Source organism: Streptomyces sp. NBC_01077 (assembly GCF_045162855.1).
Taxonomy (GTDB): Bacteria; Actinomycetota; Actinomycetes; order Streptomycetales; family Streptomycetaceae; genus Streptomyces.
Genome location: NZ_CP108669.1, coordinates 1,300,740 through 1,323,703 on the forward strand (window position 1 = coordinate 1,300,740; position 22,964 = coordinate 1,323,703).

Genomic DNA, 22,964 nt, shown 5'->3' on the forward strand with positions numbered 1-22,964 from the left:
GCTCGCCTCAGCCCTGCAGGGCCGCGCGGGCGTCGACGAAGGCGTCGACGGCCCGGTTCACGTCGTCCGTGGAATGGGCGGCGGAGAGCTGCACGCGGATCCGGGCCTTGCCCTGCGGCACGACCGGGTACGAGAAGCCGATCACGTACACACCGCGCTCCAGGAGCAGCTCGGCCATGCGGCCGGCCTCGGACGCGTCGCCGATCATGACGGGGGCGATGGCGTGGTCGCCGGGGAGGATGTCGAAGCCTTCCGCCGTCATCCGGGTCCGGAACAGCTCGGTGTTGGCGCGCAGCCGGTCCCGCAGGTCACCGGCGGACTCCAGGAGGTCGAGGACCTTGAGGGAGGCGGCGGCGATCACCGGGGCGAGGGTGTTCGAGAAGAGGTACGGGCGGGAGCGCTGGCGCAGCAGGGCGACGATCTCGGCGCGGGCGGCGACGTAGCCGCCGGAGGCGCCGCCGAGGGCCTTGCCCAGGGTGCCGGTGATGATGTCGACGCGGTCCATGACACCGTGCAGCTCGGGGGTGCCGCGGCCGCCGGGGCCGACGAAGCCGACGGCGTGCGAGTCGTCGACCATGACCATGGCGTCGTAGCGCTCGGCCAGGTCGCAGATCTCGTCGAGCGGGGCGACGTAACCGTCCATGGAGAAGACGCCGTCGGTGACGATGAGCTTGCGCCGGGCGCCGCCCTCCGTGGCCTCCTTCAGCTGCTGCTCCAGGTCGGCCATGTCGCGGTTGGCGTAGCGGAAGCGGCGGGCCTTGGAGAGGCGGATGCCGTCGATGATCGAGGCGTGGTTGAGGGCGTCGGAGATGACGGCGTCCTCGGGGCCGAGGATCGTCTCGAAGACTCCGCCGTTGGCGTCGAAGCAGGAGGAGTAGAGGATCGTGTCCTCCTGGCCGAGGAAGGACGACAGGCGCGCCTCCAGCTCCTTGTGCACCTCCTGCGTGCCGCAGATGAAGCGGACGGACGCCATGCCGTAGCCCCAGCGGTCGAGCGCCTCGTGGGCGGCGGCGACCACCTCGGGGTGGTCGGCGAGGCCCAGGTAGTTGTTGGCGCAGAAGTTGAGCACCTCGCCGGGGCGGCCGCCCGAGGTGACGGCGACGGTGGCCGACTGGGGGGTGCCGATGACGCGCTCGGGCTTGTGGAGTCCGGCCTTCTGGATCTCGTCGAGGGTGGCACGGATGTCGTCGCGTACGGAATCGAACATGGGTCAGGCTCCCGCAGTCCAGTCGAGGATGATCTTGCCGCTCTTGCCGGAGGCCGCGTCGTCGAAGGCGGCCTCGAAGTCGGTGTACGCGTAGCGCCCGGTGACGACGGGGGCGAGGTCGAGACCGCCCTCCAGGAGCACCGACATCGCGTACCAGGTCTCGAACATCTCGCGGCCGTAGATGCCCTTGATCGTGATCATGGAGGTGACGATCTTCGCCCAGTCGACGGCGAAGTCCTCGCTGGGCAGGCCCAGCATGGCGATCTTGCCGCCGTGGGTCATGTTGGCGACCATGTCGCGCATCGCGCGCGGGTTGCCGGACATCTCCAGGCCGACGTCGAAGCCCTCCTTGAGCCCGAGGGTGCGCTGGCCGTCGGCGATGGTCTGCTCGGCGACGTTGAGGGCGAGGGTGACGCCCGTCTTGCGCGCCAGGGCGAGGCGCTCCTCGCTGACGTCGGTGATCATGACGCTGCGGGCGCCGGCGTGCTTGGCGACGGCGGCGGCCATGATGCCGATCGGGCCCGCGCCGGTGACGAGGACGTCCTCGCCGACGAGCGGGAAGGAGAGCGCCGTGTGCACGGCGTTGCCGAACGGGTCGAAGATCGCGGCGATGTCGAGGTCGACGGGGACGCGGTGCACCCACACGTTGGACGCGGGCAGCGCCACGTACTCGGCGAAGGCGCCGTCGCGGCCGACGCCGAGGCCGATGGTGGCGCGGCAGAGGTGACGGCGGCCGGCGAGACAGTTGCGGCACCTGCCACAGACGAGGTGGCCCTCGCCGCTGACCAGGTCGCCGACGTTGATGTCGGCGACGTCACGGCCGACCGAGACGACCTCGCCGACGAACTCGTGGCCGACGGTCAGCGGCGTGGCGATCGTCTTCTGCGCCCAGCCGTCCCAGGAACGGATGTGCAGGTCGGTCCCGCAGATACCGGTCCGCTTCACCCTGATGAGCACGTCTCCGGGACCGGTCTCCGGCTCGGGCACGTCCGTGAGCCAGAGTCCCGGCTCAGCCTTCAGCTTGACCAATGCCTTCAATGCCACGGCTCCCGACGTGCGTGTCCTGTGATGTGCGGGGTACGGACGCGACTGTGCGCCCAAGATCCCTGGAAGAGAATCTTCCGTACGGAGCGCTCGCGGTCCATCGAGGATTTCTTAAGCGCGCTCGCAGATCAGCTTCACACCACAGGCGGGGGCGGGGCGACGTCAACGCGGCCGAACGGAGAGGCCACGGTGGGGGAGCTCCGCCACCGTGCGCGTGACGGCCGACGGCCGCGGCGGGCAGCGGGCAGCGGGCAGCGGGCACACAGGCTCACGCGGCGGGCAGCCGGTGAAACTCACTTCTCCGTCATCGCGGGAGGAGCGATGATCTCCACGAGAGAAGACCGATGACGGGCAGGTGATCATGAGCGAGCGACGATCAAGACTGGTACTCCTGTGCGGCCTTCCTGGTGCCGGGAAGACCACGGTGGCCAAGAGGTTGGAGCGGGAACTGTCCGCCGTGCGCCTGTGCCCGGACGAGTGGCTTACGGAGCTGGGCTTCGACCTCTTCGACGGTGAGGCACGGGACCGCATCGAAGGTCGCCTGTGGCAGCACGCCCAGGATCTGCTCGCTTCTGGAGCCGTTGTGATCCTGGAGAACGGGTTCTGGGAGCGTCCGGAGCGCGATGAGAAGCGGCTCCGTGCTCGCGCGCTCGGGGTCGGGGTCGAACTGCGCTACCTCAAGGTGCCCATGGCGGAACTGGAGCGGCGCATCGCACTGCGCAACCAGGAGCCGGGCTCGGTCGTGTTGACGACCGAGCTGCTCAGAGAGTGCCAGAAGCAGTTCGAGGCCCCGACGCCGGCCGAGCTGGATCTGTTCGATCCGCCCCTGTAGACGGCGTGCGGGCTGTGCCCGTCACAGCCACTCATTGATGTCCGCTACGAGGACACGCCGGCCCGCCCACCACGAGACCGGCACCAAACCCCGCCGCGGCACCTGAGTCTCGACCCGGCACCGAGGCCCGCTGCCCCGCCGTGTTGGATGGCCCCGTGGCGAGACGACAGAAGAATCGGCCTCCCTTCGGCCTGCCCAAGGGGATCGTCCTGCTGGCGACGCCGGACGGCTGGCGCCACAGCATCCTCACCGTGGAGGGCGGCATGGTCTGCGGACGCCTCAGCGACGAGTTGCTCGACCCGGAAGCGGCACTGAGCGCTGCCGTCACGATGGTGAGGGAACTCGCACGCGACTTCCACGACACAAGGGTCGACGTGACCTGGGATCCCCGCCGGGAACCCTGGACCTGGACCGGTCAAGTCACCCCTCTCCTGGACGACGAGACGGACCCCGGTCCCGGCGGGAAACGACAAGCTTGAGGGACTCGCCGCTCAGCCGGTGTGATCAGCGCGTACGGTCCGGAGATGGACATGGTCAGCGGTGTCGTCAGCATCGCGTACTCACACTTCTACATCGCCGAGTACGTCGAGCAGGGGTTCGAGAGTGTCGACGATCTGCCGGACTTTCATACCGATGAGCCCGTGATCGTCACACCCGGCAAGCTCACCATCGTCAGTTGCGTCCAGGAGCACCACGCCTGGGTGACTCTCATGCTCGCCGAAGCTCAGCCTGAGCAGCAGACGGAACAGTGGCGATTGCTCGGTTCCTGGCCGTACCGGCCGGTCTACAGGGGCCGGATGGGAATCTCCGGCCCCACCACCGGCCCTGCCGTGCCGGCCGCGGGCTGGCTGCCGGGCAGCCAGGGCTATGCCCCAACGCTGACACTCAACCCAGCGGCGATCTACACGGTCCACGTCTACGCCAGAGGCCGCCAGGACTCACGAGCCCGGTACGAAGCCGCAATGACCCACGAGGAATGGGGTCTCGACGAGGGGTTCGAGGACTATGTAGCCGTCTTCATCCCTGCCGGAGAGCAGGCCGGCCTCGGGGCCGCAGGTCAAACGTCAAGCTAGACGACGTTGTTGAACCTGGTGCCCTCTCCGGTGTGCAGAGAGGTCGTCCGCCGGCTGACGGGGGCGGTCGTCGAGCCGGTGGAGATGTAGACGTACGTGCCACCCGCGCCGACGGCGGCAATGAGGTCGCCGGCCCGGCTGCCCGCGATGTTGCCGACGGCCTCCAGTTGCTTAGGTACCTGCCAGCCAGCGCCGATCTCCGTACGGCGGGCGGACTTGTACTGGCCGCCGACGGGTCCGTCGAACAGGTCGTCGCGCCACAGGACGCCGGCGCACAGCAGTGCGTACCGTTCGATCAGACTCGCACCGAGGGACGGTGGTTGTACGAGCTGGTCGAGTTGATCGACTTCCGCGCGTTCTCTCCGGCTCTCTCCGGTCCTCTCCGGTCCTCTCCGGTCCTCTCCGGTCCTCTCCGGAAAGGAGGATCAGACCGGCGGCGGAGTGGCTGCCCTGAGGTGCAGAGCGGCGGCCTCGGCGTGGCGGCCCAGGCGCTCCAGGCAGTGGGCCTCGTCGTCCAGGGCCGCCAGGGTGTCGGGGTGGGCGGGGCCGAGAAGCCGGGTGCGGGCGGCGGCGACCGCGCGGTGCGACGCGAGCGCCTCCTCCCAGCGATCGAGGCGGCCGAGGGCGACCGCCGACTCGCGGCGGCTCAGGAGGGTGTCCGGGTGGTCCGGCCCGAGGACCCGCTCCCGGTCCGCGTGGACGCTCTCGGATTCGGAGAGGGCATCCTGCCAGCGGCCGAGCCGCCCGAGGTTGACGGCGAGCGCGTGGCGGGCGCGGAGGGTCTCGGGCCCGTCGGCGCCCTGGGAACGGGTGCGGGCGGCGACGAGATCGCGGCAGACGCCCAGCGCGTCCGCGGCCTGACCGAGCCGGCCGAGGAGGACGCCCGTCTCGTAGCGGGCGGTGAGGGTGTCCGGGTGGTCGGGGCCGAGGGCCGCGGCGCGCGCCTCGGCGACCGCGCGGTACTGGGCGAGGGCCTCCTCGCCCCGCCCCAACCGTCCGAGCGTGTACGCCACTTCGCGCCGGGTCACGAGAGTGTCGGGATGGTCCTCGCCGAGGAGTCGGGCCCGTGCCTCCGCGACCTCGTGCGCCGTACGGTACGACTCCTCGAAGCGGCCCAGGCGGCCGAGCGTGAAGGCGAGGTTGTGCCGGCAGCGCAGGGTGTCGGGGTGGTCGGGGCCCACGGTGCGCTCGCGTGCGGCGAGCACCGTGACGTACACCTCGTGTGCCTCGGGGTGCCGTCCGAGGCGGCCGAGCGCGTACGCCCTCTCCTGCCGGGCCGCGAGAGTGTCGGGGTGGTCTCCGCCGAGGACGCGGGCGCGGGTGGCGGCGACCCGGTCGAAGACCCGCAGGGCGTCGGCGGGGCGGTCGAGCCGGGCGAGCGCGAAGCCGACCTCGTAGTGGCTGGCCAGGGTGTCCGGGTGGTCCCCGCCGAGAGCAGCCGTACGGTCCTCGGCGACGGACCGGTGCACCGACTCGGCCTCCCCCCAGCGGCCGAGGCGGCCGAGGCCCATGCCCGCCCGGTACCGGCCGGCGAGCACCGCGATCAGCTCCGCCGAGGCGGCGACACGCGCCGGAGCGGGCTCGTCCCGCGCGGGCGTGGCAGTCGTCCCGGTGGTGGCGGTCGTCCACTCCGTGGTGAGCACCGCCGCCGCCGGGTCGTGGGCGACCGGATGTGGCACGGTGGCGGCATCGGCGGGCCGGTGCCCGGCGGTGATCGCCCGGATCCACGCGGGCGCGGGGGCGGGCGTGCCGGGGCCGGTGCCGGAGAGCGGCCCCGGCCCCGGTACGACGGTGGCCCCGGGGAACGACGGATCGACGGCGGCACCGGCCTGGGACGCGCCGGCGGACGTGCCGGCGGCCCCTGGCAGGGACAGCGCGACCCGCCCCGTCACGATCCGACGACGCAGGTCTCCCGCGTCGGCCGGCCGCTCCTCGGGCACCTTGGCGAGCAGATCGACGACGATCCGGTCGAAGTAGTCCGGGAGTTCGGCCCGGTGCGCGCGCGGCGGACTCGGCACCGTGTCCCGGTGTCCGATGAGGATCGCCCAGGAGTCGCCCAGATCGAAGGGCGGGACGCCGGTGGCGAGTTCGTACAGCACGCACCCCAGCGAGTAGAGGTCGCTGCGGTGGTCGATCTCGCCGCCGCCGATCTGCTCGGGCGACATGTAGTGCGGCGTGCCCATGGCGATTCCGGTCCCGGTGAGGCGGGAGGTGAACCCCATGTCGGCGCCGAGGCGCGCTATGCCGAAGTCGCAGATCTTCACCGTCCCGTCCCGCAGCCGCATGATGTTCGCGGGCTTCAGGTCGCGGTGCACGATCCCGTGGCCGTGCGTGTACGCGAGGGCGTCGGCGACCTGGTCCGCGATCTCGACGACGTCGTGGACGGGCAGCGGGTGCTGGGCGTTGGCGGCGAGGAGCTGGCTGAGGTTGCGCCCTTCGAGGAGCTCCATGACGAGGAAGAGCACGCCGTCGTACTCGCCGAAGTCGTGCACGACGGTGATGCCCCGGTGCTGGAGCGCGGCGGCCACCCGGGCCTCGCGCCGGAACCGCTCGCGGACCACGGTGAGGACCTGGGGGTCCTGCTGCGGTCCGATCGGTTTGAGGCATTTCACGGCGACCCCGCGCCCGAGTGCCTCGTCGGTGGCGCGCCACACCTCGCCCATGCCCCCGCGACCGATGACCTCGTGCAGGCGGTACCGGCCCTGGATCAGTCTCGAGTCCCCCATCGTGTGCTGCCGCCCCCGTCGATTTCCTACGCCTTTTCCGGCTCCTCCAGTATGGACGCCGGTTCGGACAGTGGGTACGGGGCGGGGTACGCGTAAGGGTCGGGTCGCGTCTCCGGGCCGAGCCGGTCCATGGCGCGGAGGATGTGCCGGGGCGGCAGCCGCCAGCGCAGGCGGGCGGGGATGCGGCGGAGCACAGTGGCCGTGGCGACGAGCCGGCGGGTGACGGTCTCCGGCGGCGGGGCGGGGCGGCCGTAGAGCGCGTGGGCGTATGGGGGCAAAGTGTCGTACGCGAGCGCCGTGACGCGCCGCCAGATCACCTCGCGCGCCGGTACGAGCGCGGGTTTCACGGGCGGCCGGCGCAGGAAGTCCTCGACGGTGCGGGCGTCCGCGCCGGCGGCGAGCCGGGGCCGTACGGCGTCGAAGTAGGCGGCGAGTTCGGCGGTGGACCCGGGAACGGTGGCCGGGTCGAGCCCGACGAGCCGCGCGGAGGTGCGGTGCTCGTCGACATAGCGGTCGGCCCGGGCGTCGGTCAGCGGGATGCCGGAGCGGCGCGCGACCGAGAGGTACGAGTCGGTCTCGGCGCAGTGCACCCAGAGCAGCAGCTCGGGGTCGTCCACGCCGAGCAGCCGGTGGATCCGGCGCACCCGGGCCCCGGCCGCCTCCGCGGCCTCGGTGGTCCCGTAGCTCAGCGTCCCGACGAAGTTCGCGGTCCGCATGAGCCGTCCCCAGGGATCCTCCCGGAAACTGCTGTTGATCATGACGCCCCGCACGGCGACGGGGTGCAGGGCCTGCAGCCACAGCGCCCGGACGCCCGCGATCCACATGACCGGGTCGCTGTGCACCTGCCAGGTCACGGAACGGGGCCCGAAGAGCCCGGGGTCGGCGTCCTGCGTCATGGCGCGTCCTCCCTCGTCCCGCTCAGGCTACGCCGGAACCCTCCCCTCCAGACCGGCCTCGTCGAAGGCCGGTCGGTGCCAGGGCGGTCCGCGCTCGCGGCGGCGGCGCGCACAAGACACCCCCTAGCTGTATTGACCCGCAGCGTTGTTGACGCGGCTGATGGGTGGCTTGCCGTCGAGTGCTGTGTGGCAGCGGTGATGGTTGTAGGTGTGGAGGAAGTCTGCCAGGGCTTCGGTCCGCTCGTTGTTCGAGGTGTAGGGCCGCAGATAGGCCCACTCATCGAGCAGGGTGCGGTTGAAGCGTTCGACCTTGCCGTTGGTCTGCGGCCGGTAGGCCCGGGTGAGTTTGCCGGTTGCGCCGAGGTCGGCGAGGACGGTCTTCCAGGCCAGGCCCTTGCGGTAGGCCCAGGCGTTGTCGGTCAGGACCCGTTCGATCCGGTCGATGCCGTGGGTGTGGAAGAACGCGGCCGCGCGGGTGAGGAAGCTCGCGCAGGTCGCGACCTTCTCGTCGGGGTGGATCTCGCTGTAGGCCAGGCGGGAGTGGTCGTCGACAGCGGAGTGGACGTAGTCGAAGCCCATGCCGCGGATTGGCCTGCCGGCCTCGCGGCCGTTGGTTTTGTGGCCGCCGCCGTCGGGGATCCGGCCGAGTTTCTTGACGTCCACGTGGATCAGCTCGCCGGGCCGGTCGCGCTCATAGCGGCGGATCACCGTGCCGGTCGGCCGGTCCAGCCAGGCCAGCCGATTGAGCCCGTGGCGGGTCAGGATCCGGTGGACGGTCGAGGTGGGCAGGCCCAGGACCGGGCCGATCCTGGCGGGGCCGAGCTTGCGGGTGCGGCGGAGATCGCAGACGCGGGCCTCGACGGCCTGGGGGGTGCGATGCGGTGTGTGCTGCGGCCTGCTGGAGCGGTCGACCAGGCCCGCGTCGCCTTCCATCCGCCAGCGGCGAATCCACTTGTGGGCGGTGGGCCTCGATATGCCCATCTCGGCCGCCACATGAGCAACCGGCCGTCCTGCCAGGACGCGTTCGACCAGGATCCGCCTGCCGTGAACGGTCAGCCGGGCATTACGGTGGGACACGAAGACCTCCGTGTGCGGTGTGGAGCCTAGACACCTCCACCACACCGGAGGTCTTCGCCATGATCAAGACCTGCGACTGTCAACAACGCTCGTGATCAATACACCTAGCGGCGGACGCGGGGCATGCCCAAGCCGATCCAGGAGATGATCTCGCGCTGGATCTCGTTGTTGCCGCCGCCGAAGGTGAAGATGACGGCCGAGCGGTAGCCGCGTTCCAGTTCGCCGTGGAGGACCGTGCCCGCCGAGCCCTCCTTGAGGGCGCCCGCGGCGGCGACGACCTCCATGAGGGCCGCGTAGGCGTCGCGGCGGGCCTCGGAGCCGTAGACCTTGACGGCGGAGGCGTCCTGGGGGGTGAGGGTGCCGTGCTGGACGGCGTTCACCATCTGCCAGTTGAGGAGTTTCATCGCGTCGAGCCGGGCGTGGGTGCGGGCCAGGGTGCGGCGGACCCAGGACAGGTCGATGACGCGCCGGCCGTCGGTGAGCGGGGTCGCGGCGGCCCAGCGCTGGACGTCGTGGAGCGCGCGGATCGCCATCGTGCCGTGGGCGGCGAGGGTGACGCGTTCGTGGTTGAGCTGGTTGGTGATGAGGCGCCAGCCCTTGTTCTCCTCGCCGACCCGGCGCGAGGCGGGGACCTTGACGTTGTCGTAGTAGCTGGCGGTGGTGTCGTGCGAGGCGAGGGTGTTGATGATCGTGCAGGAGTAGCCGGGGTCGCTCGTCGGGACGAGCAGCATCGTGATGCCCTTGTGGGGCGGGGCGTCCGGGTCGGTGCGGACCGCGAGCCAGACCCAGTCGGCGGTGTCACCGTTCGTGGTCCAGATCTTCTGGCCGTTCACCGTGTACGTCCCGGTGGTCTCGTCCCCTTCCCGCACCGCGCGGGTCTTCAGGGCGGCGAGGTCGGTGCCCGCGTCGGGCTCGCTGTAGCCGATGGCGAAGTCGATCTCGCCGGAGAGGATCCCCGGCAGGAAGTACGCCTTCTGCTCGTCGGTCCCGAACCGCATGATCGTCGGTCCGACCGTGTTCAGCGCCATGAGCGGCAGGGGTACGCCCGCCTGCGCGGCCTCGTCGAAGAAGATGAACTGCTCCATCGGGGTCAGCCCGCGCCCCCCGTACTCGGTCGGCCAGCCGACCCCCAGCCAGCCGTCGGCGCCGAGCCGGCGGACGGTCTCCCGGTAGAAGCGCTTCTGCGCGGCCGGGTCCGCGTAGCGGGTGTGGACGTCGTCCGGGACCAGCTCGGCGAAGTACGCACGCAGTTCGGCGCGCAGGCGGTTCTGGGTGGGCGTGTACTCGAGGTGCATGGGGGGGCCTCCCGTGGCGGCGGTCCTGCGGCGTCCTCGGCGTCCTCTGGGCGGTGCGACGCACGACGGCGGCCACGGTAGAACGTGTTCCACAAATGCGGAAGCCTCGGAGCGGATCCGGACGGCCCGCGGCCCCGGTTCGCAGCTGCCGAACCGGGGCCGACGGGGTGGTGAGAGGTACCACGGGTACTGAGGGGTACTGCGGGTACTGCGGGAGGGGTCCTGCGGATCGGGCCGGTGCCTGGGCCGGGGCGGCCTACGGCAGTAGCTCGTCCATGGAGGCGCGCCCCTTCTCCGCCATACGGCGTTCCGCCCAGGCGAGGGTCTTCGGAGTCACGTCACGGCCGGAGGCGAGGACCAGGTCCTCGGCCGTGAATTCGCCCTCCGACCCGGAATGCAGCAGCCGGTCGGGCGTCGGAAAGTCCCCCAGGGACGTCTTGTCGGGCTCAGCGTTCATGCCGCCTCCTACGTGTTCTTCCGGCACTGGCCATTCTCGTGTCCGGCCACCGGGACCGCATCCGGGGGACGGGGAACGGGCCCCGGACGCGGCCCCCCGCCTGCCTGGCCCCCGCCTCCCCGCGCCTCCGCCTCCCGCCTCCCCGCGTCCCGTCACCCCTCCCCGCGTCCCCGCCTCCCGTGTCGACGGCGTGTCGGTCCCCTGTCGATGCGGCCCGGGAAGGTGGGGGTTCCCCACCGCCCGTCGCAAGGAGACCCGATGCCCCAGCCCGCACCCGCCCCCGAGCCCCCGCCCCTGCCCCTTCGGCGGCTGCGCGTGGTCGCCGCCCGCCGCGTCACGCCGCGCATGCAGCGCGTCACCTTCGGCGGAGCCTCCCTCGACGGCTTCGTGCTCGCCGGGCCCGATCAGCAGGTGAAGCTGTTCTTCCCCCAGCCCGGGCAGGCCGAGCCCGTCCTGCCGGTTCCGGACCCCGACGGCGACGTGATGCGCTGGTACGGGGCGTACTCGGCGCTCCCCGAGGCCGAGCGGCCGTGGATGCGGAGCTACACCGTCCGGGCCCACGACCCGGCCGCCGGGACCATCGACATCGACTTCTTCCTCCACGGGAACGGGGACGACTCCGCCGGTGAGGGGCCCGCGACGCGCTGGGCGCGGTCCGCGCGGCCCGGGGACGCGGTGGGCATGTTCGGTCCTTCCGCTGCCTTCGCGATGCCCGTCGATCCGGGCGCGGGCGACTGGACGCTGCTGTACGCCGACGCCTGCGCGCTGCCCGCGCTCGCCACCGTCGTGGCCGCGCTGCCGCCCGGGCAGCGGGCGGTCGCCTACGTCCGGCTCTCGGACCCGGCTGAGCTGCAGCCCCTGCCCACCGCCGGCGACCTGACCGTGCGCCCGCGGTACGACGACACTTCGGCAGTCGACACGTCGGCGGACGCCGCCTCCGCGGTCGACGCCCTGCGGGCCGACCCCCTGCCGGACGGTCGGCCGTACGTCTGGCTGGCGGGCGAGGCCTCGACCGTACGGGCGCTGCGCCGGCACCTCGTGGAGGAGCGAGGCGTCGACCGGCGCTCGGTGCACTTCGCCGGGTACTGGCGCCGCCGGCTCACCCAGGACGACGCGCCGACCCCCGAGGACCTCGCGGAGGCGCGGGAACGCCTGGCGGCCGGCTGAGCGGGCGGGGCCGCGGGCACCCGGCCGCCCGACGGGGAGATCGAACGCCTGACCTACGATGCGGCTCGTGAAACCCAGCCATCGCGCCCGCATACTGCCGGCCTGCTGCCTCGTCACCCTCGCCGCGTTCGGGTGGTACGCCACCCAGTCCGTCCGTCCTCCCGACTGCGAGGTCTCCTTCTCCGCGTTCACCGGCGGTGACGGACAGCCCCTCTCCGAGAACGGTGAGGCGGTGACCTGGGACGAGTTGGAGGAAGGCGCCTACCAGGACATGGTCGCCTCGGGACGCTGCGAGCCGCCCGTGGCCCGCTGGCGATCCTGGCTCGGCTGACCGCGTCCGGGTGACGTCCTGGTCATCATGAGGCCGCGGTCCCTCCGAGGTGGCGGACCAGCGCCGCGGCCGTACGGACGTCGAGCTCCGTCCCCTCCTCGTAGGGGCGGGTGTACGACTCCGCGGGGAGCGCCGCGCGGAGGGTTTCCTCGGCTCGCGCCCTGATCAGTGCCTCCGTCTCGGAGGTGAACGGACGGAAGCCACCGCCCGGGTCGGAGCCGGCGTGGGCGTCGTAAGCGCCGAGGAGCCGCGCTCCGGTCTCGGCGTCGCCCCGCCCGCGCCGCCCGCCGAGGGCCCACGCGGCCGTCGCGAACTGGGCGACGAGCAGGTACGGGGCGACCAGGTGGGCGAGGGTCTCCACGTCCGCGACGGCCCGGGCCAGCCGCCCCACGGCCCGGTCGTACGCGCCGTCGAGACAGTCGAGCCAGGCCCACGTCCCCCCGGCGAGGCCCCAGAAGAGCGTCGGGGTCACGTCGCCGAACTCCCCCTCCAGGAGGGAGAGCTGCGCGCGGGCGAGGCCGGTGCGCCCGGTGTGGCCGTAGTGCTGGGTGAGCAGCAGACGTGCGGATCCGGCCGCCTCCGCACCCCACTCCCCCGCCTCGTCGGCGGCCTCGGCAAGCAGCTGTTCGGCCGCCGCGTCCCCCTCCGGCCGGAGCCGGAGCCGTACCGACGCCAGACGCGCCGTGAAGAGGGGTACCTGGGAGCGCGCGCCGACGCGGGCGGCGGCGTCCGTGGCCCGCTCGAAGTCGTCGGCGGCCTCGGCGAGCCGCCCCGCCCGCTCGTAGGCCTCGCCCCGGGCGGCGAGGGACTCCGCGATTCCCCAGTCGTCCCCGGACGCTTCGAAGAGGGCAAGCGCCTCGGCTGCGTCGTCGGGGCCGTGGACGACGAGCTTGGCCCGCATGAGGAGGGCGAAGCCCAGGTTCCAGCCGGGGGCGTGGTCGCGGCAGGCGTCGACGACCGCCGTCAGGGTCTCGTCGAGGGTGGAGAACTCCCCTGTCATGAGGCGGGCGAAGTACCACATCGTCCCCGGCTGACGGCAGGTCTGCGGCAGGCCGGGGCGGTACGCGGAGACCAGCGCGGCGAGCCGGGCGCGGGTCTCGGGGCGTTCGAGCGCGGTGGCGCCCTGGCCGCCCTGGGTCGCGAGCGCGTAGAGCCGCCCGCCGCGCCGGGCCTCCCGGAGCCGCTCGCCGCTCCACGGCGGCGGTACGTCCGTACACCGGCCGTCGAGCGGCTCGGCGGGACGGACGGGCTCCTGGAACGGGTCGGGGCCGAGTCGGCCGGCCTCCACGGCCCACGTCCTGGCGTCGACCTGGTGGTGGCGCAGTTGCCAGAACCAGCTGAGGGAGTGGACGAGGCAGAGCACCTCCTGCTCCTCGCCGAGCGCCACGGCGGCGCGGAGGGCACCGCGCAGGTTGTCGTGCTCGCGCTCCAGGCGGGCGGTGGCGGCGACCTGTCCGGCGCCGCGCAGTTCGGGATCGGTGCGGCGGGCGAGTTCCCGGTAGTACGTGAGATGGCACCGCTCGGCCGAGGCCCGCTCCCCGGACTCGTCGAGCCGCTCCCCCGCGTACTCCGCCACCGTCTCCAGCAGCCGGAACCGCATGCCCTCACCGTCCCCGCCCGGACCCGCCACCACCAACGACTTGTCCACCAGAGCACCCAGCACGTCGAGCACCTCCCCGCCCCCTCCACCGTCGCCCGCACACACCGCCTCCGCCGCCGACAGATCCGCCCCACCCGTGAACACCGCCAGCCGCCGCAACACCCCCCGCTCCGACTCCTCCAACAGCTCCCACGACCAGTCCACCACCGCCCGCAACGTCTGCTGACGCGGCAACACCGTCCGCGCCCCCGACGTCAACAAACGAAACCTGTCGTCCAACCGATCCGCGATCTGCCGCACCGACAACAACCGCAACCGCGCCGCCGCCAACTCGATCGCCAACGGCAACCCGTCCAGACGACGACACACCTCCTCCGCCGCCCCCGCATCCTCCGCCACCACAAACCCAGGACGCGCCGCCGCACCCCGCTCCCCCAACAACCGCAACGCCATCCCCACCGACAACGGCCCCAACGGCCGCACCACCTCCCCCGGCACCCCCAACGGCTCCCGGCTCGTCGCAAGGACCCGCAGGTCCGGGCAGCGCGTGAGGAGTGTCTGCACGAGCCGGGCCGCCGTGGCGACCACGTGCTCGCAGTTGTCGAGGACCAGCAGCATCCGCCGCCCCGCGCAGTGCTCGACGAGCTCGGCGAACGGGTCCTCCGGGTCCGCCCCGGGGACCGAGGGGCGGTGCCAGAGGTGGGTCTCGCGCGCCCCGAGTGCGCTGAGGACGGCCGCGGCGACCGTGGACTCCTCCCGTACGGAGGCGAGTTCGGCGAGATGGACCGGGCCGTCCTGGTACTTCTCGGCCGCCTCCAGGGCGAGCCGGGTCTTGCCGACGCCGCCCGGCCCTGTGAGGGTGACGAGCCGACGGTCGCCCCACTCGGCGGCGAGCTCGCCCAGTTCGTCGTCCCGGCCGATGAACGAGGTCAGCCGGGCGGGAAGGCCGGCCGTCGGCATCCGCCCCGCCACTCCTGCCGACGCCTTCGGCGAGGCGTGTGCATCAGGTGCATCAGGTGCATCGCGTGTATCAGGTGCATCGGGTGCGTCCGTCGCCGTCCCGTCCGTCAGCAGTTCGGCGTACAGGGCGCGTAGTTCGGGTCCCGGGTCCGTTCCCAGCCGGTCCGCGAGGCGCGTGCGCGCCTCCTCGTACGCGGCCAGGGCCTCGGAGGGCCGACCGGCTGCCCGCAGGGCGCGGATCCGCAGGGCATGGAGCGGTTCGTCGAGCGGCCGGCCGGACGCGAGGGCGGCGAGCGGTGCGAGGACCTCCGCGGCCCGGCCAAGGGCCAGGTCGGCGGCGAGGCGGTCGCGTCGCGCCTGGGTGTGCCGCTGTTCGACCCGTACGACGAGGGGGTCGGTGTCCCGGCCGGGCAGATCGGCGAGGGCAGCCCCGCGCCAGAGCCCGAGAGCCTCGTCGAGGAGGCCGGCGGCACGGGCCGGGTCACCGGTGGCCAGGGCGGCGGAGCCCTCGGCGGCGAGCCGTTCGAAGCGGTACAGGTCGACGGCGTCCGGGTCTGCGGCCAGCCGGTAGCCGCCACCGGGCGCGGAGACGACGGTCTCCCGGCCCACAGCCCGGCGCAGGCGCCCGACGAGGGCCTGGAGCGCCGCCGTACGGCTCTGGTCCGGGTCCCCCACCCCGTCTGCGTCGCCCCACACCTGGTCAATCAGCGCGCGCGTGCTCACCTCGCGCCCGCCGGCCGCCGCGAGCGCGGTGAGCAGCGCGCGGAGCCTGGCACCGCTCAGAACGGCTTCCGTCCCGTCGTCGGTACGGAAGGCCTGGCAGGGACCGAGAACACGGTAGGGCGGCTGCACCGGCCCATTCTGCCCCGCCGGGAGCCCGGGCCCCACCGGCATTCACGTGCGTCGGCAGGACGCGCCCGGGCACCCGTCCCGGCAGCTCTCCCGCCCCGCCCCGCCCCATCCGGCCCCGCCCCCGCCGAGGCGAACTCGCGCCACACCGTGTCGTCGCCATGGCGTCTCCGGGGCGCGGGTTCGACAATGGGGAGGATGACCGATGAAGACCGGCGTACGCGCAATGGCGAGATCGGGCCCGCCGAGTGGCTCGCCATGAACCGGACCGGCAGCTTCGACTGGGATCTCGACACGGGCACCATCGATGTCGACAAGTCCGGGCTGCTGGTCTTCGGGGTTGCCCCGGACGCCTTCGACGGCCGGCCGGTGTCGCTGATCGCCCGCCTCGACCCCGAGGAGCGGGCCAAGCTGGAGGACGTCGTACGGCAGGCGGTCACCAGCGGCGAGGTCTCGTACACGGCGCACTTCCCCATCCCGCAGGCCGACGGACCACCCCACTGGACGCATGTGCAGGCGCGGATCCTGCGCTCGCCGGACGCGCGTGCCCGGCGGATCGTCGGCGTCGTGCGGGACACGACCGCCGAGGTCACGCGTTTCGCGTTCGTCCAGGAGCTGGAGAAGCGGCGCGAGGTCCAGACGAACATCGTCGAGCGGACGACGGCCGCGCTGTCGCGTGCGGTGACGGTGGACGACGTGACGGCCGCCCTGACCGGCCCCGGCGGGCTCGCCCGGCTCGGCGCCGACGGGCTGGCGCTCGGACTGGTCGAGAACGGCTCGCTCAACATCATCGCGCTCAGCGGCGAATCCCTGGACGTGCTCAACGATCTCCGGCTCCGGCGTCTCGACCGGGGTCTGCCGCTGGCCGAGGCGGTGCTGAGCGGGCGGCCCCGGTTCGTCTCCTCGTTCCCGTCGCTCGGGCGGGACTTCCCCGAGCTGGTCCCGTACCTGGCGCGAATGGACTTCCGGGCGGCCTGCTATCTGCCGCTGGTGGCGCAGGCGCGTGCGCTCGGCGGCATGGCCCTGTTCTACCGGGGCCGTACCTCGTTCAACGCCGACGAGCGCAACCTGGCGCTCGGACTCGCGGCGATCGTCGCCCAGTCACTCCAGCGGGCGATCCTCTTCGACGAGGAGCGGGAGCTCGCGACCGGGCTCCAGGCGACGATGCTGCCACGCCGGATCCCGCAGATCACCGGTGGCGAGATCGCGGTGCGCTACCACGCGGCGTGGAGCGGGCGGCAGGTCGGCGGCGACTGGTACGACGTGATCGCGCTGCCCCGCGGCCGGGTCGGGATCGTCGTGGGCGACGTCCAGGGGCACGACACCCACGCCGCCGCCATCATGGGGCAGCTGCGGATCGCCCTGCGCGCGTACGCGGGTGAGGGCCATGCCCCGTCGACCGTACTGGCCCGCGCCTCGCGGTTCCTCGCCGAGCTGGACACCAACCGCTTCGCCACCTGCACGTACGCGCAGGTGGATCTGGGGAGCGGCACGCTGCGTGCCGTACGGGCCGGGCATCTCGGGCCGCTGATCCGGCACACCGACGGCCGGGTCGGGCAGCCCAAGCTGCGGGGCGGGCTGCCGCTCGGGCTCGCGACCGTGTTCGGGGACGAGGAGTTCCCCGAGACGCGGCTCGACCTCGTGCCCGGCGAGACGCTGGTGCTGTGCACGGACGGACTCGTCGAACAGCCCGGGGCGGACATCGATGCCGGTCTCACCGCTCTTTCGGAGGCCATCAGCAGCGGCCCTCCGCAGGCGGAGGCGCTCGCCGACCACCTCTCCGAGCGGCTGTGGGAGCGGTGGGGCTCGGGGGACGACGTGGCGCTCCTGGTGCTGCGGCGCAGCCCGGACCCGGGCACGCCCCGGGCGCCCCGCATCCACCAGTACATCCACCAGGCCGATCCGCAGGGCCTGTCGGACGCGCGCGCGGCCGTGGGGCAGGCGCTGCGCGACTGGGGCATGCCGGAACTGGCCGATGACGCCGAGCTGTTGACGGGAGAGCTGCTCGTCAACGTACTGCTGCACACCGAGGGCGGTGCGGTGCTGACCCTGGAGGTGCTGCCCGAACCGGTGCGGCGGGTACGGCTTTCGGTACAGGACCGGTCCAGCGCCTGGCCCCGGCGGCGTACCCCCGGGGAGGCCGCCACGTCCGGGCGCGGACTGCTGCTGCTCGACGCGCTGGCCTCCCGTTGGGGTGTCGAACCGCGTGGCGAGGGCAAGGCGGTGTGGTGCGAGATCGGTCCGGCGGCCGTGCCGGCCGACGCCGCGAACGGTGCCTGAGGAGGGACGTCATGGACCCGGTGGCCGCCCTGAACCGGATCGCGTTCCTGCTGGAGCGCGCCCAGGCCCCGGGGTACCGGGCGCGGGCCTTCCGCACGGCCGCCGCCGCGGTCGCGGCCCTGCCGGAGGGCGATGCGGACCGGCGCGCGGCGGCGGGAACCCTGGAGTCCGTGAAGGGGCTCGGTCCGAAGACGGCGGCGGTCGTCCGCGAGGCGCTCGACGGGCGGGTCCCGGAGTATCTGGCGGACCTTGAGGCGGAACTGGAGGAGTCCCTGCGGACCGCCGAACCCGCGAGCGGGGGCGAGGCGTTGCGGGCGGCCCTGCGCGGTGACTGCCACCTCCACTCGGACTGGTCCGACGGCGGCGCCACGATCGAGGACATGGGCCGGGCGGCGGCGGCCCTCGGCCACGAGTGGGCGGTGCTCACCGACCATTCACCCCGGCTCACGGTGGCGCGGGGCCTGTCGCCCGAGCGACTTCTGGAGCAACTGGACGTGGTGGCGCGGCTGAACGAGGAGTGGGCGCCGTTCCGTCTGCTGACCGGGATCGAGTGCGACATCCTGGAGGACGGTTCGCTCGACCAGGAGCCCGAGCTGCTCGATCGTCTGGACCTGGTGGTCGCCTCGGCCCACTCGAAGCTCCGGATGGACGCCAAGGCGATGACCCGCCGGCTCGAACGGGCCGTGCGCAACCCGCTGATGGACGTGCTCGGACATTGCACGGGCCGCCTGGTGGCGGGCGGCCGGCTGCGGCCGGAGTCGGAGTTCGACGCGGAGCGGGTGTTCGCCGCGTGCGCCGAGTCGGGCACGGCCGTCGAGATCAACAGCCGCCCGGAACGGCTCGATCCGCCACGGCGGCTGCTCCGGCTCGCGGTGGCGGCGGGCACGTACTTCGCGGTCGACACGGACGCCCACGCGCCCGGCCAGCTGGAGTGGCAGATCCTCGGCTGCGCGCGGGCGGAGGAGTGCGGGGTGCCGGAGGAGAGAGTGATCAACACCTGGCCGGCGGACCGCCTGTTGGAGTGGACGCGGCCCTGAGAGGGGCCCATGAGGTTCGGAGCGACGTCAGGCGCGCTGCCAGACCGTCGTCGCGTTGCAGAACTCGCGGATGCCGTGGCCGGAGAGCTCCCGGCCGTAACCGGAGCGCTTGATCCCGCCGAAGGGGAGGGCGGGGTGCGAGGCCGTCATTCCGTTGACGAAGACTCCGCCGGCCTCCAGGTCGCGGACGAAGAAGGCGACGTCCTCCGGGGAACGGGTCCAGACGTTGGAGCTGAGTCCGAACGGGGAGTCGTTGGCGACGGCCACGGCCTCCTCGATGTCGCGGACCGGGTAGACCGTGGCGACCGGCCCGAAGGCCTCCTCCTGGTGGATCCGCATCTCCGGGGTGATGCCGGCGAGGACGGTGGGCCGGTAGTACCAGCCGTTCCGGAGCTGCGGGTCGTCGGGGCGCCCGCCGCCGCACAGGGCGGTGGCACCCCGCCGAACGGCGTCGTCGACGAGCGCCTCCAGGTCGGTCCTGCCCTGTTCGGTGGCGAGGGGGCCGACGTCGGTGGACTCGTCGAGGGGGTCGCCGACGGTGAGGGCGTTCATGGCGGCCGTGAAGCGCTCGGAGAAGTCGTCGTACACGTCCTGGTGGACGATGAACCGCTTGGCGGCGATGCAGGACTGCCCGTTGTTCTGTACGCGTGCGGTGACGGCGGTCTTCACGGCCCCGACGATGTCGGCGGAGGGCATGACGATGAAGGGGTCGCTGCCGCCGAGCTCCAGGACGGTCTTCTTCACCTCGTCGCCCGCGACGGCGGCGACGGCCCTGCCCGCGGGTTCGCTGCCGGTGAGAGTGGCGGCGACGACCCTGGGGTCCCGCAGGACGCGCTCGACGTCGCCGGAGCCGATGAGGAGGGCCTGGAAGCAGCCCTCGGGGAATCCGGCGCGGCGGAAGAGGTCGCCGAGGTAGAGCGCGGTCCTCGGCACGTTGGAGGCGTGCTTGAGGAGACCGGTGTTGCCGGCCATGAGCGCGGGCGCGGCGAAACGGATCACCTGCCAGAGCGGGAAGTTCCACGGCATGACGGCGAGGATCGGCCCGAGGGGCCGGTAGTGGACCCGAGCCACGTCGGCGCCGGAGTCCTGGACGTCGCTCTCCGCCGGGTGCTCGTCGGCGAGCAGTTCCTCGGCGTTACGGGCGTACCAGCGCATCGCCTTGGCGCACTTGCCGGCCTCCGCGCGGGCGGCGGCGATCGGCTTGCCCATCTCCAGGGTCATGGTGTGCGCGATGTCCTCGGTGTCCTCGTCGAGGAGGGTGGCGGCGGCACGCAGGAGGCGGGCGCGCTCGGCGAAGGAAGTGGTCCGGTACTGGCGGTAGGCCTCGTGAGCGGCGGCGATCCGCCGCTCGACCTCCTCGGGCCCGTGCGCCTCGTAGACGCGCAGCGTCTCGCCGGTCGCGGGGTTCACGGTGGCGATGCCCATGACGTGCCTCCTCCTGACATCGGCCCCCATCTGCACGCTTCCGCGAAGCGGGGCACGGCGCAACAGGGGCGGGGCGGTGGGGTGACCGGGGAGCACCGGCAGACTCGGGAGAACGCGACGGGCGGGCGGTTCCTGACGGACGGAGGCACCGGGCTGCGGAAAGCGCTGTCTGCCCGGCGCCGGCCGTAGCCACCGAAAACCCCGGGCCGGGCCCCTCGTCCCTCCGTCACACTGCCCCGATGACGCAGATCCCCACCCGAGCGCACGCCCACGCGCACGCGCGACAGGCCCTCGCCCATGTGACCGACCGTTCCACCGGGGAACCGCTCGACCCGTCCCTGCGGGTCACCCTGAACTTCCACCCGCACTTCGTCCACGCGCTGGCGGACGACGGGGTGTACCGCTCCCAGTTCGTCACCGGAACCAGTAACGGCGGTCTCACCGCCCGCCCCGGCGGCGACCGCTGGCACTGGGAGAGCAGGATCTTCGGCGGAGCGTACGACGAGGCCCCGGCGGACGCACGCCCGGTCTACGGCGCCCTCGACTTCCGCCGCCGCCCCTTCGGTGCCGCTCCCCGCTTCGGCTCCGCCCATCTGCGGCTGACGGCCGGCGCCCTGGGGCGCGCGACCTTCTGCTATCCGGACAGCTTTCTGCAGCCCACCGACTTCGGTGTCGCGTCCCGCATGGGCCTGGTCGCGCTCGCCGAGGCCGACGACAAGGACCTGCTCGACGACTACATCGAGGCGCAGATCCACGGCCCGGTGGTGATCGCGCGCGATGTGGAGGCGCTCGTCCTGGACCCGAGTCATCGGGGTACGGAGGTGGAGGCGGCAGCCCGGCGCCTGCCCTGCCCCGTCGAGTGGCACGGCGGATTCCGCCTCTCCGTGGACGAGCTGCGCCGACACCCCGGGTTCCGGGGGCAGGAGTACGTGGAGCTGGGCGCCCGGATCGCCGTCGACGGGTGGCTCGATCCCCGGATCGTGCAGGAGGCGGCGGGTTCGGGACGGTACGACCCGCAGGACGTGAAGAAGGTCTGGCACTACCTGGCCCGGTTCGGTGCGCCGGCGGCCTGATCGACGTACCCCTCGCCGCGCCGGTGGATGTGCGGGTGGGTCCGCTCCTCGATCCGTTGTCGTATCGGATACATCTCTGTATCTTTTGGCGCCGTGCCCCACCCCTGCCTCACCGCTCACCGAGGAGCCGTCATGAGCACCGTGCCGCCCGCGCTCGCCGCCGCCGTCGGGCCGTTGCCCGAAGGGGTCGTCCTGCCGCTGCCGCCCACCTTCGACTCCGTCGAGGAGGAGCGCCGGTACCGCAAGGAACAACTCGCCGCCGGTTTCCGGATCTTCGGGAGGTTCGGCTTCTCCGAGGGGGTCGCCGGGCACATCACCGTCCGCGACCCCGGCGACCCGAACGCCTTCTGGGTCAACCCCTTCGGAATGAGCTTCGGTCAGATCAAGGCCTCCGACCTGATCCTCGTGGACCACGAGGGGACCGTGCTGGAGGGACGCAGGCCCGTGAACCGGGCCGCGTTCGTCATCCACTCACGGGTCCACGCCGCCCGCCCCGACGCCATCGCGGCCGCGCACTCGCACTCCCTGCACGGCAAGGCGTTCTCCAGCCTCGGCATCCCGCTCGACCCGATCACCCAGGACGCCTGTGCGTTCTTCGAGGACCACGGGATCTACGACGACTACCGGGGCGTGGTCAACGAGACCGAGGAGGGCGAGCGGGTCGCCAAGGCCCTGGCCGACCACAAGGCCGTCATCCTCAAGAACCACGGCCTGCTCACGGTCGGCCACTCCGTCGCCGAGGCCGTGTGGTGGTTCGTCACCATGGAGCGCTCCTGCCAGGCGCAGCTCCTCGCGATGGCGGCGGGCACGCCGCAGCACATCGACCGGGAGACGGCCCTGCTCACCCGCGGGCAGATCGGCGGTCATCTGGCCGGCTGGTTCCAGGCGCGCCCGCTGTGGGATCAGATCACGGCGTCGGACCCGGACCTCTTCGACTGACCTGTGCCGCCCCTGAGTTCCCTGCGTCCCCTGCGTCTCCTGCCCCTTCTGTGTCGTAGCCGGGGCCGATGCCGGGGCCGGGGATGTCCCGCGTCGACGCCTCCAGGAGCGGGGCGAGGAACTGCCGTTCCAGACTGCCCGGCGGCAGCTCCGCCGGTTCCACATAGCTCTGCGCGAGTCCACCCTCGCGCAGGGCGATGAGGAGCCGCGCGAACCGGTCGGCGTCCACGGTCAGTTCGCGCCCCGCCCGGCGCAGGACGAGGGTGAGTCCGCGGGCGATCTCGGCCCGCAGCCGTGCGTCGTGGCGTGCGAGCACCCACGCGGCCTGCGGGTCGCGGATGGCATGCAGGGTGAACTCGGTGGTGACCAGGTACCAGTCCCGCTCGTCCGGCTCGACACGGGCCGCGAGCTCCGCGAGCCGGGTCAGCGTGTACTCCTCGGCGGTCAGCGCGTCGATCGACTCGGCGAGCCGCCGTACGGTCCGGTCGCTGTGCTCGTCGAACAGGGCGAGGAAGAGCTCTTCCTTGCTGGCGAAGTTCGAGTAGTACGCACCCCGCGTGTATCCGGCTCGCTCGCAGATCTGCTCGATCGTCGTCGCGTGGAATCCGTACTCGGCGAAGGTCTCCAGGGCGGCCTTCAGAAGGGCCGCGCGGGTACGGGGCCGCCGCCTGGTGACACCTTTCGGCACGGGTGCTT

At 72.5% G+C, this 22,964-nt stretch carries 19 protein-coding genes; 9 read left to right on the forward strand and 10 right to left on the reverse strand.

Annotated features, from left to right (window positions below; genetic code table 11):
- Nucleotides 1-7 precede the first annotated feature (7 nt).
- On the reverse strand, nt 8-1,207 hold the full coding sequence (locus tag OG462_RS05900; protein WP_406055111.1) for a glycine C-acetyltransferase: 1,200 nt from the start codon (nt 1,205-1,207) through the stop codon (nt 8-10).
- 3 nt (nt 1,208-1,210) lie between these two features.
- Entirely contained in the window at nt 1,211-2,245 is a 1,035-nt protein-coding gene (gene tdh, locus OG462_RS05905; protein ID WP_406055113.1) for an L-threonine 3-dehydrogenase, read from the reverse strand.
- A gap of 367 nt (nt 2,246-2,612) precedes the next feature.
- Here tdh and OG462_RS05910 point away from each other — a divergent pair, with 367 nt between their 5' ends.
- The 3 genes from OG462_RS05910 (at nt 2,613) to OG462_RS05920 (ending at nt 4,156) form a co-directional block, all read left to right on the forward strand.
- On the forward strand, nt 2,613-3,083 hold the full coding sequence (locus OG462_RS05910) for an AAA family ATPase (RefSeq protein WP_406055115.1): 471 nt from the start codon (nt 2,613-2,615) through the stop codon (nt 3,081-3,083).
- A 155-nt stretch (nt 3,084-3,238) separates the two neighbouring features.
- Nucleotides 3,239-3,562 carry a hypothetical protein gene (locus OG462_RS05915; protein ID WP_406055117.1) on the forward strand — a complete coding sequence of 108 codons (324 nt, stop codon included), beginning with the start codon at nt 3,239-3,241 and terminating at the stop codon, nt 3,560-3,562.
- 45 nt (nt 3,563-3,607) lie between these two features.
- Nucleotides 3,608-4,156 carry a hypothetical protein gene (locus tag OG462_RS05920; protein ID WP_406055118.1) on the forward strand — a complete coding sequence of 183 codons (549 nt, stop codon included), beginning with the start codon at nt 3,608-3,610 and terminating at the stop codon, nt 4,154-4,156.
- Nucleotides 4,157-4,581: 425 nt separating this feature from the next.
- Here OG462_RS05920 and OG462_RS05925 read toward each other — a convergent pair whose 3' ends face one another.
- From OG462_RS05925 to OG462_RS05945, 5 genes are all read right to left on the reverse strand, one after another.
- Nucleotides 4,582-6,882: a tetratricopeptide repeat protein gene (locus OG462_RS05925; protein WP_406055120.1), complete on the reverse strand. Its 2,301-nt coding sequence runs from the start codon at nt 6,880-6,882 to the stop codon at nt 4,582-4,584.
- 26 nt (nt 6,883-6,908) lie between these two features.
- Complete coding sequence (locus OG462_RS05930) at nt 6,909-7,778, reverse strand: oxygenase MpaB family protein (RefSeq protein WP_406055122.1); 870 nt, start codon at nt 7,776-7,778, stop codon at nt 6,909-6,911.
- A 123-nt stretch (nt 7,779-7,901) separates the two neighbouring features.
- Nucleotides 7,902-8,855, reverse strand: a complete 954-nt coding sequence (locus OG462_RS05935) for an IS481 family transposase (RefSeq protein ID WP_406055124.1) — start codon at nt 8,853-8,855, stop codon at nt 7,902-7,904.
- A 104-nt stretch (nt 8,856-8,959) separates the two neighbouring features.
- Complete coding sequence (locus OG462_RS05940) at nt 8,960-10,150, reverse strand: acyl-CoA dehydrogenase family protein (protein WP_406055126.1); 1,191 nt, start codon at nt 10,148-10,150, stop codon at nt 8,960-8,962.
- Between the two features lie 256 nt (nt 10,151-10,406).
- Nucleotides 10,407-10,607, reverse strand: a complete 201-nt coding sequence (locus tag OG462_RS05945; RefSeq protein ID WP_030314702.1) for a hypothetical protein — start codon at nt 10,605-10,607, stop codon at nt 10,407-10,409.
- 258 nt (nt 10,608-10,865) lie between these two features.
- On the opposite strand from OG462_RS05945, the gene OG462_RS05950 reads away from it, so the two are divergent.
- On the forward strand, nt 10,866-11,774 hold the full coding sequence (locus OG462_RS05950) for a siderophore-interacting protein (RefSeq protein ID WP_406055129.1): 909 nt from the start codon (nt 10,866-10,868) through the stop codon (nt 11,772-11,774).
- 67 nt (nt 11,775-11,841) lie between these two features.
- Complete coding sequence (locus tag OG462_RS05955; protein WP_406055131.1) at nt 11,842-12,105, forward strand: hypothetical protein; 264 nt, start codon at nt 11,842-11,844, stop codon at nt 12,103-12,105.
- 25 nt (nt 12,106-12,130) lie between these two features.
- On the opposite strand, the gene OG462_RS05960 is transcribed toward OG462_RS05955, so the two are convergent.
- A complete protein-coding gene (locus OG462_RS05960) occupies nt 12,131-15,559 on the reverse strand; it encodes an AfsR/SARP family transcriptional regulator (protein ID WP_406055133.1) in 3,429 nt (1,142 codons plus the stop codon).
- A gap of 153 nt (nt 15,560-15,712) precedes the next feature.
- Between OG462_RS05960 and OG462_RS05965 the strand changes: the two genes are divergently transcribed.
- Together OG462_RS05965 and OG462_RS05970 are read left to right on the forward strand one after the other, a co-directional pair.
- Nucleotides 15,713-17,794: a SpoIIE family protein phosphatase gene (locus OG462_RS05965; RefSeq protein ID WP_406055135.1), complete on the forward strand. Its 2,082-nt coding sequence runs from the start codon at nt 15,713-15,715 to the stop codon at nt 17,792-17,794.
- Nucleotides 17,795-17,805: 11 nt separating this feature from the next.
- A complete protein-coding gene (locus OG462_RS05970; RefSeq protein ID WP_406055137.1) occupies nt 17,806-18,831 on the forward strand; it encodes a PHP domain-containing protein in 1,026 nt (341 codons plus the stop codon).
- A gap of 27 nt (nt 18,832-18,858) precedes the next feature.
- Here OG462_RS05970 and OG462_RS05975 read toward each other — a convergent pair whose 3' ends face one another.
- Nucleotides 18,859-20,256: an NADP-dependent succinic semialdehyde dehydrogenase gene (locus OG462_RS05975; RefSeq protein ID WP_406055139.1), complete on the reverse strand. Its 1,398-nt coding sequence runs from the start codon at nt 20,254-20,256 to the stop codon at nt 18,859-18,861.
- A 239-nt stretch (nt 20,257-20,495) separates the two neighbouring features.
- Here OG462_RS05975 and OG462_RS05980 point away from each other — a divergent pair, with 239 nt between their 5' ends.
- Entirely contained in the window at nt 20,496-21,329 is an 834-nt protein-coding gene (locus OG462_RS05980) for a DUF3626 domain-containing protein (protein ID WP_406055141.1), read from the forward strand.
- A gap of 132 nt (nt 21,330-21,461) precedes the next feature.
- Entirely contained in the window at nt 21,462-22,268 is an 807-nt protein-coding gene (locus OG462_RS05985; RefSeq protein ID WP_406055143.1) for a class II aldolase/adducin family protein, read from the forward strand.
- On the opposite strand, the gene OG462_RS05990 is transcribed toward OG462_RS05985, so the two are convergent.
- Nucleotides 22,237-22,956 (reverse strand): TetR/AcrR family transcriptional regulator, encoded by a 720-nt coding sequence (locus OG462_RS05990; protein WP_406055145.1) that lies wholly within the window; start codon nt 22,954-22,956, stop codon nt 22,237-22,239. The genes OG462_RS05985 and OG462_RS05990 overlap by 32 nt on opposite strands.
- Nucleotides 22,957-22,964 lie beyond the last annotated feature (8 nt).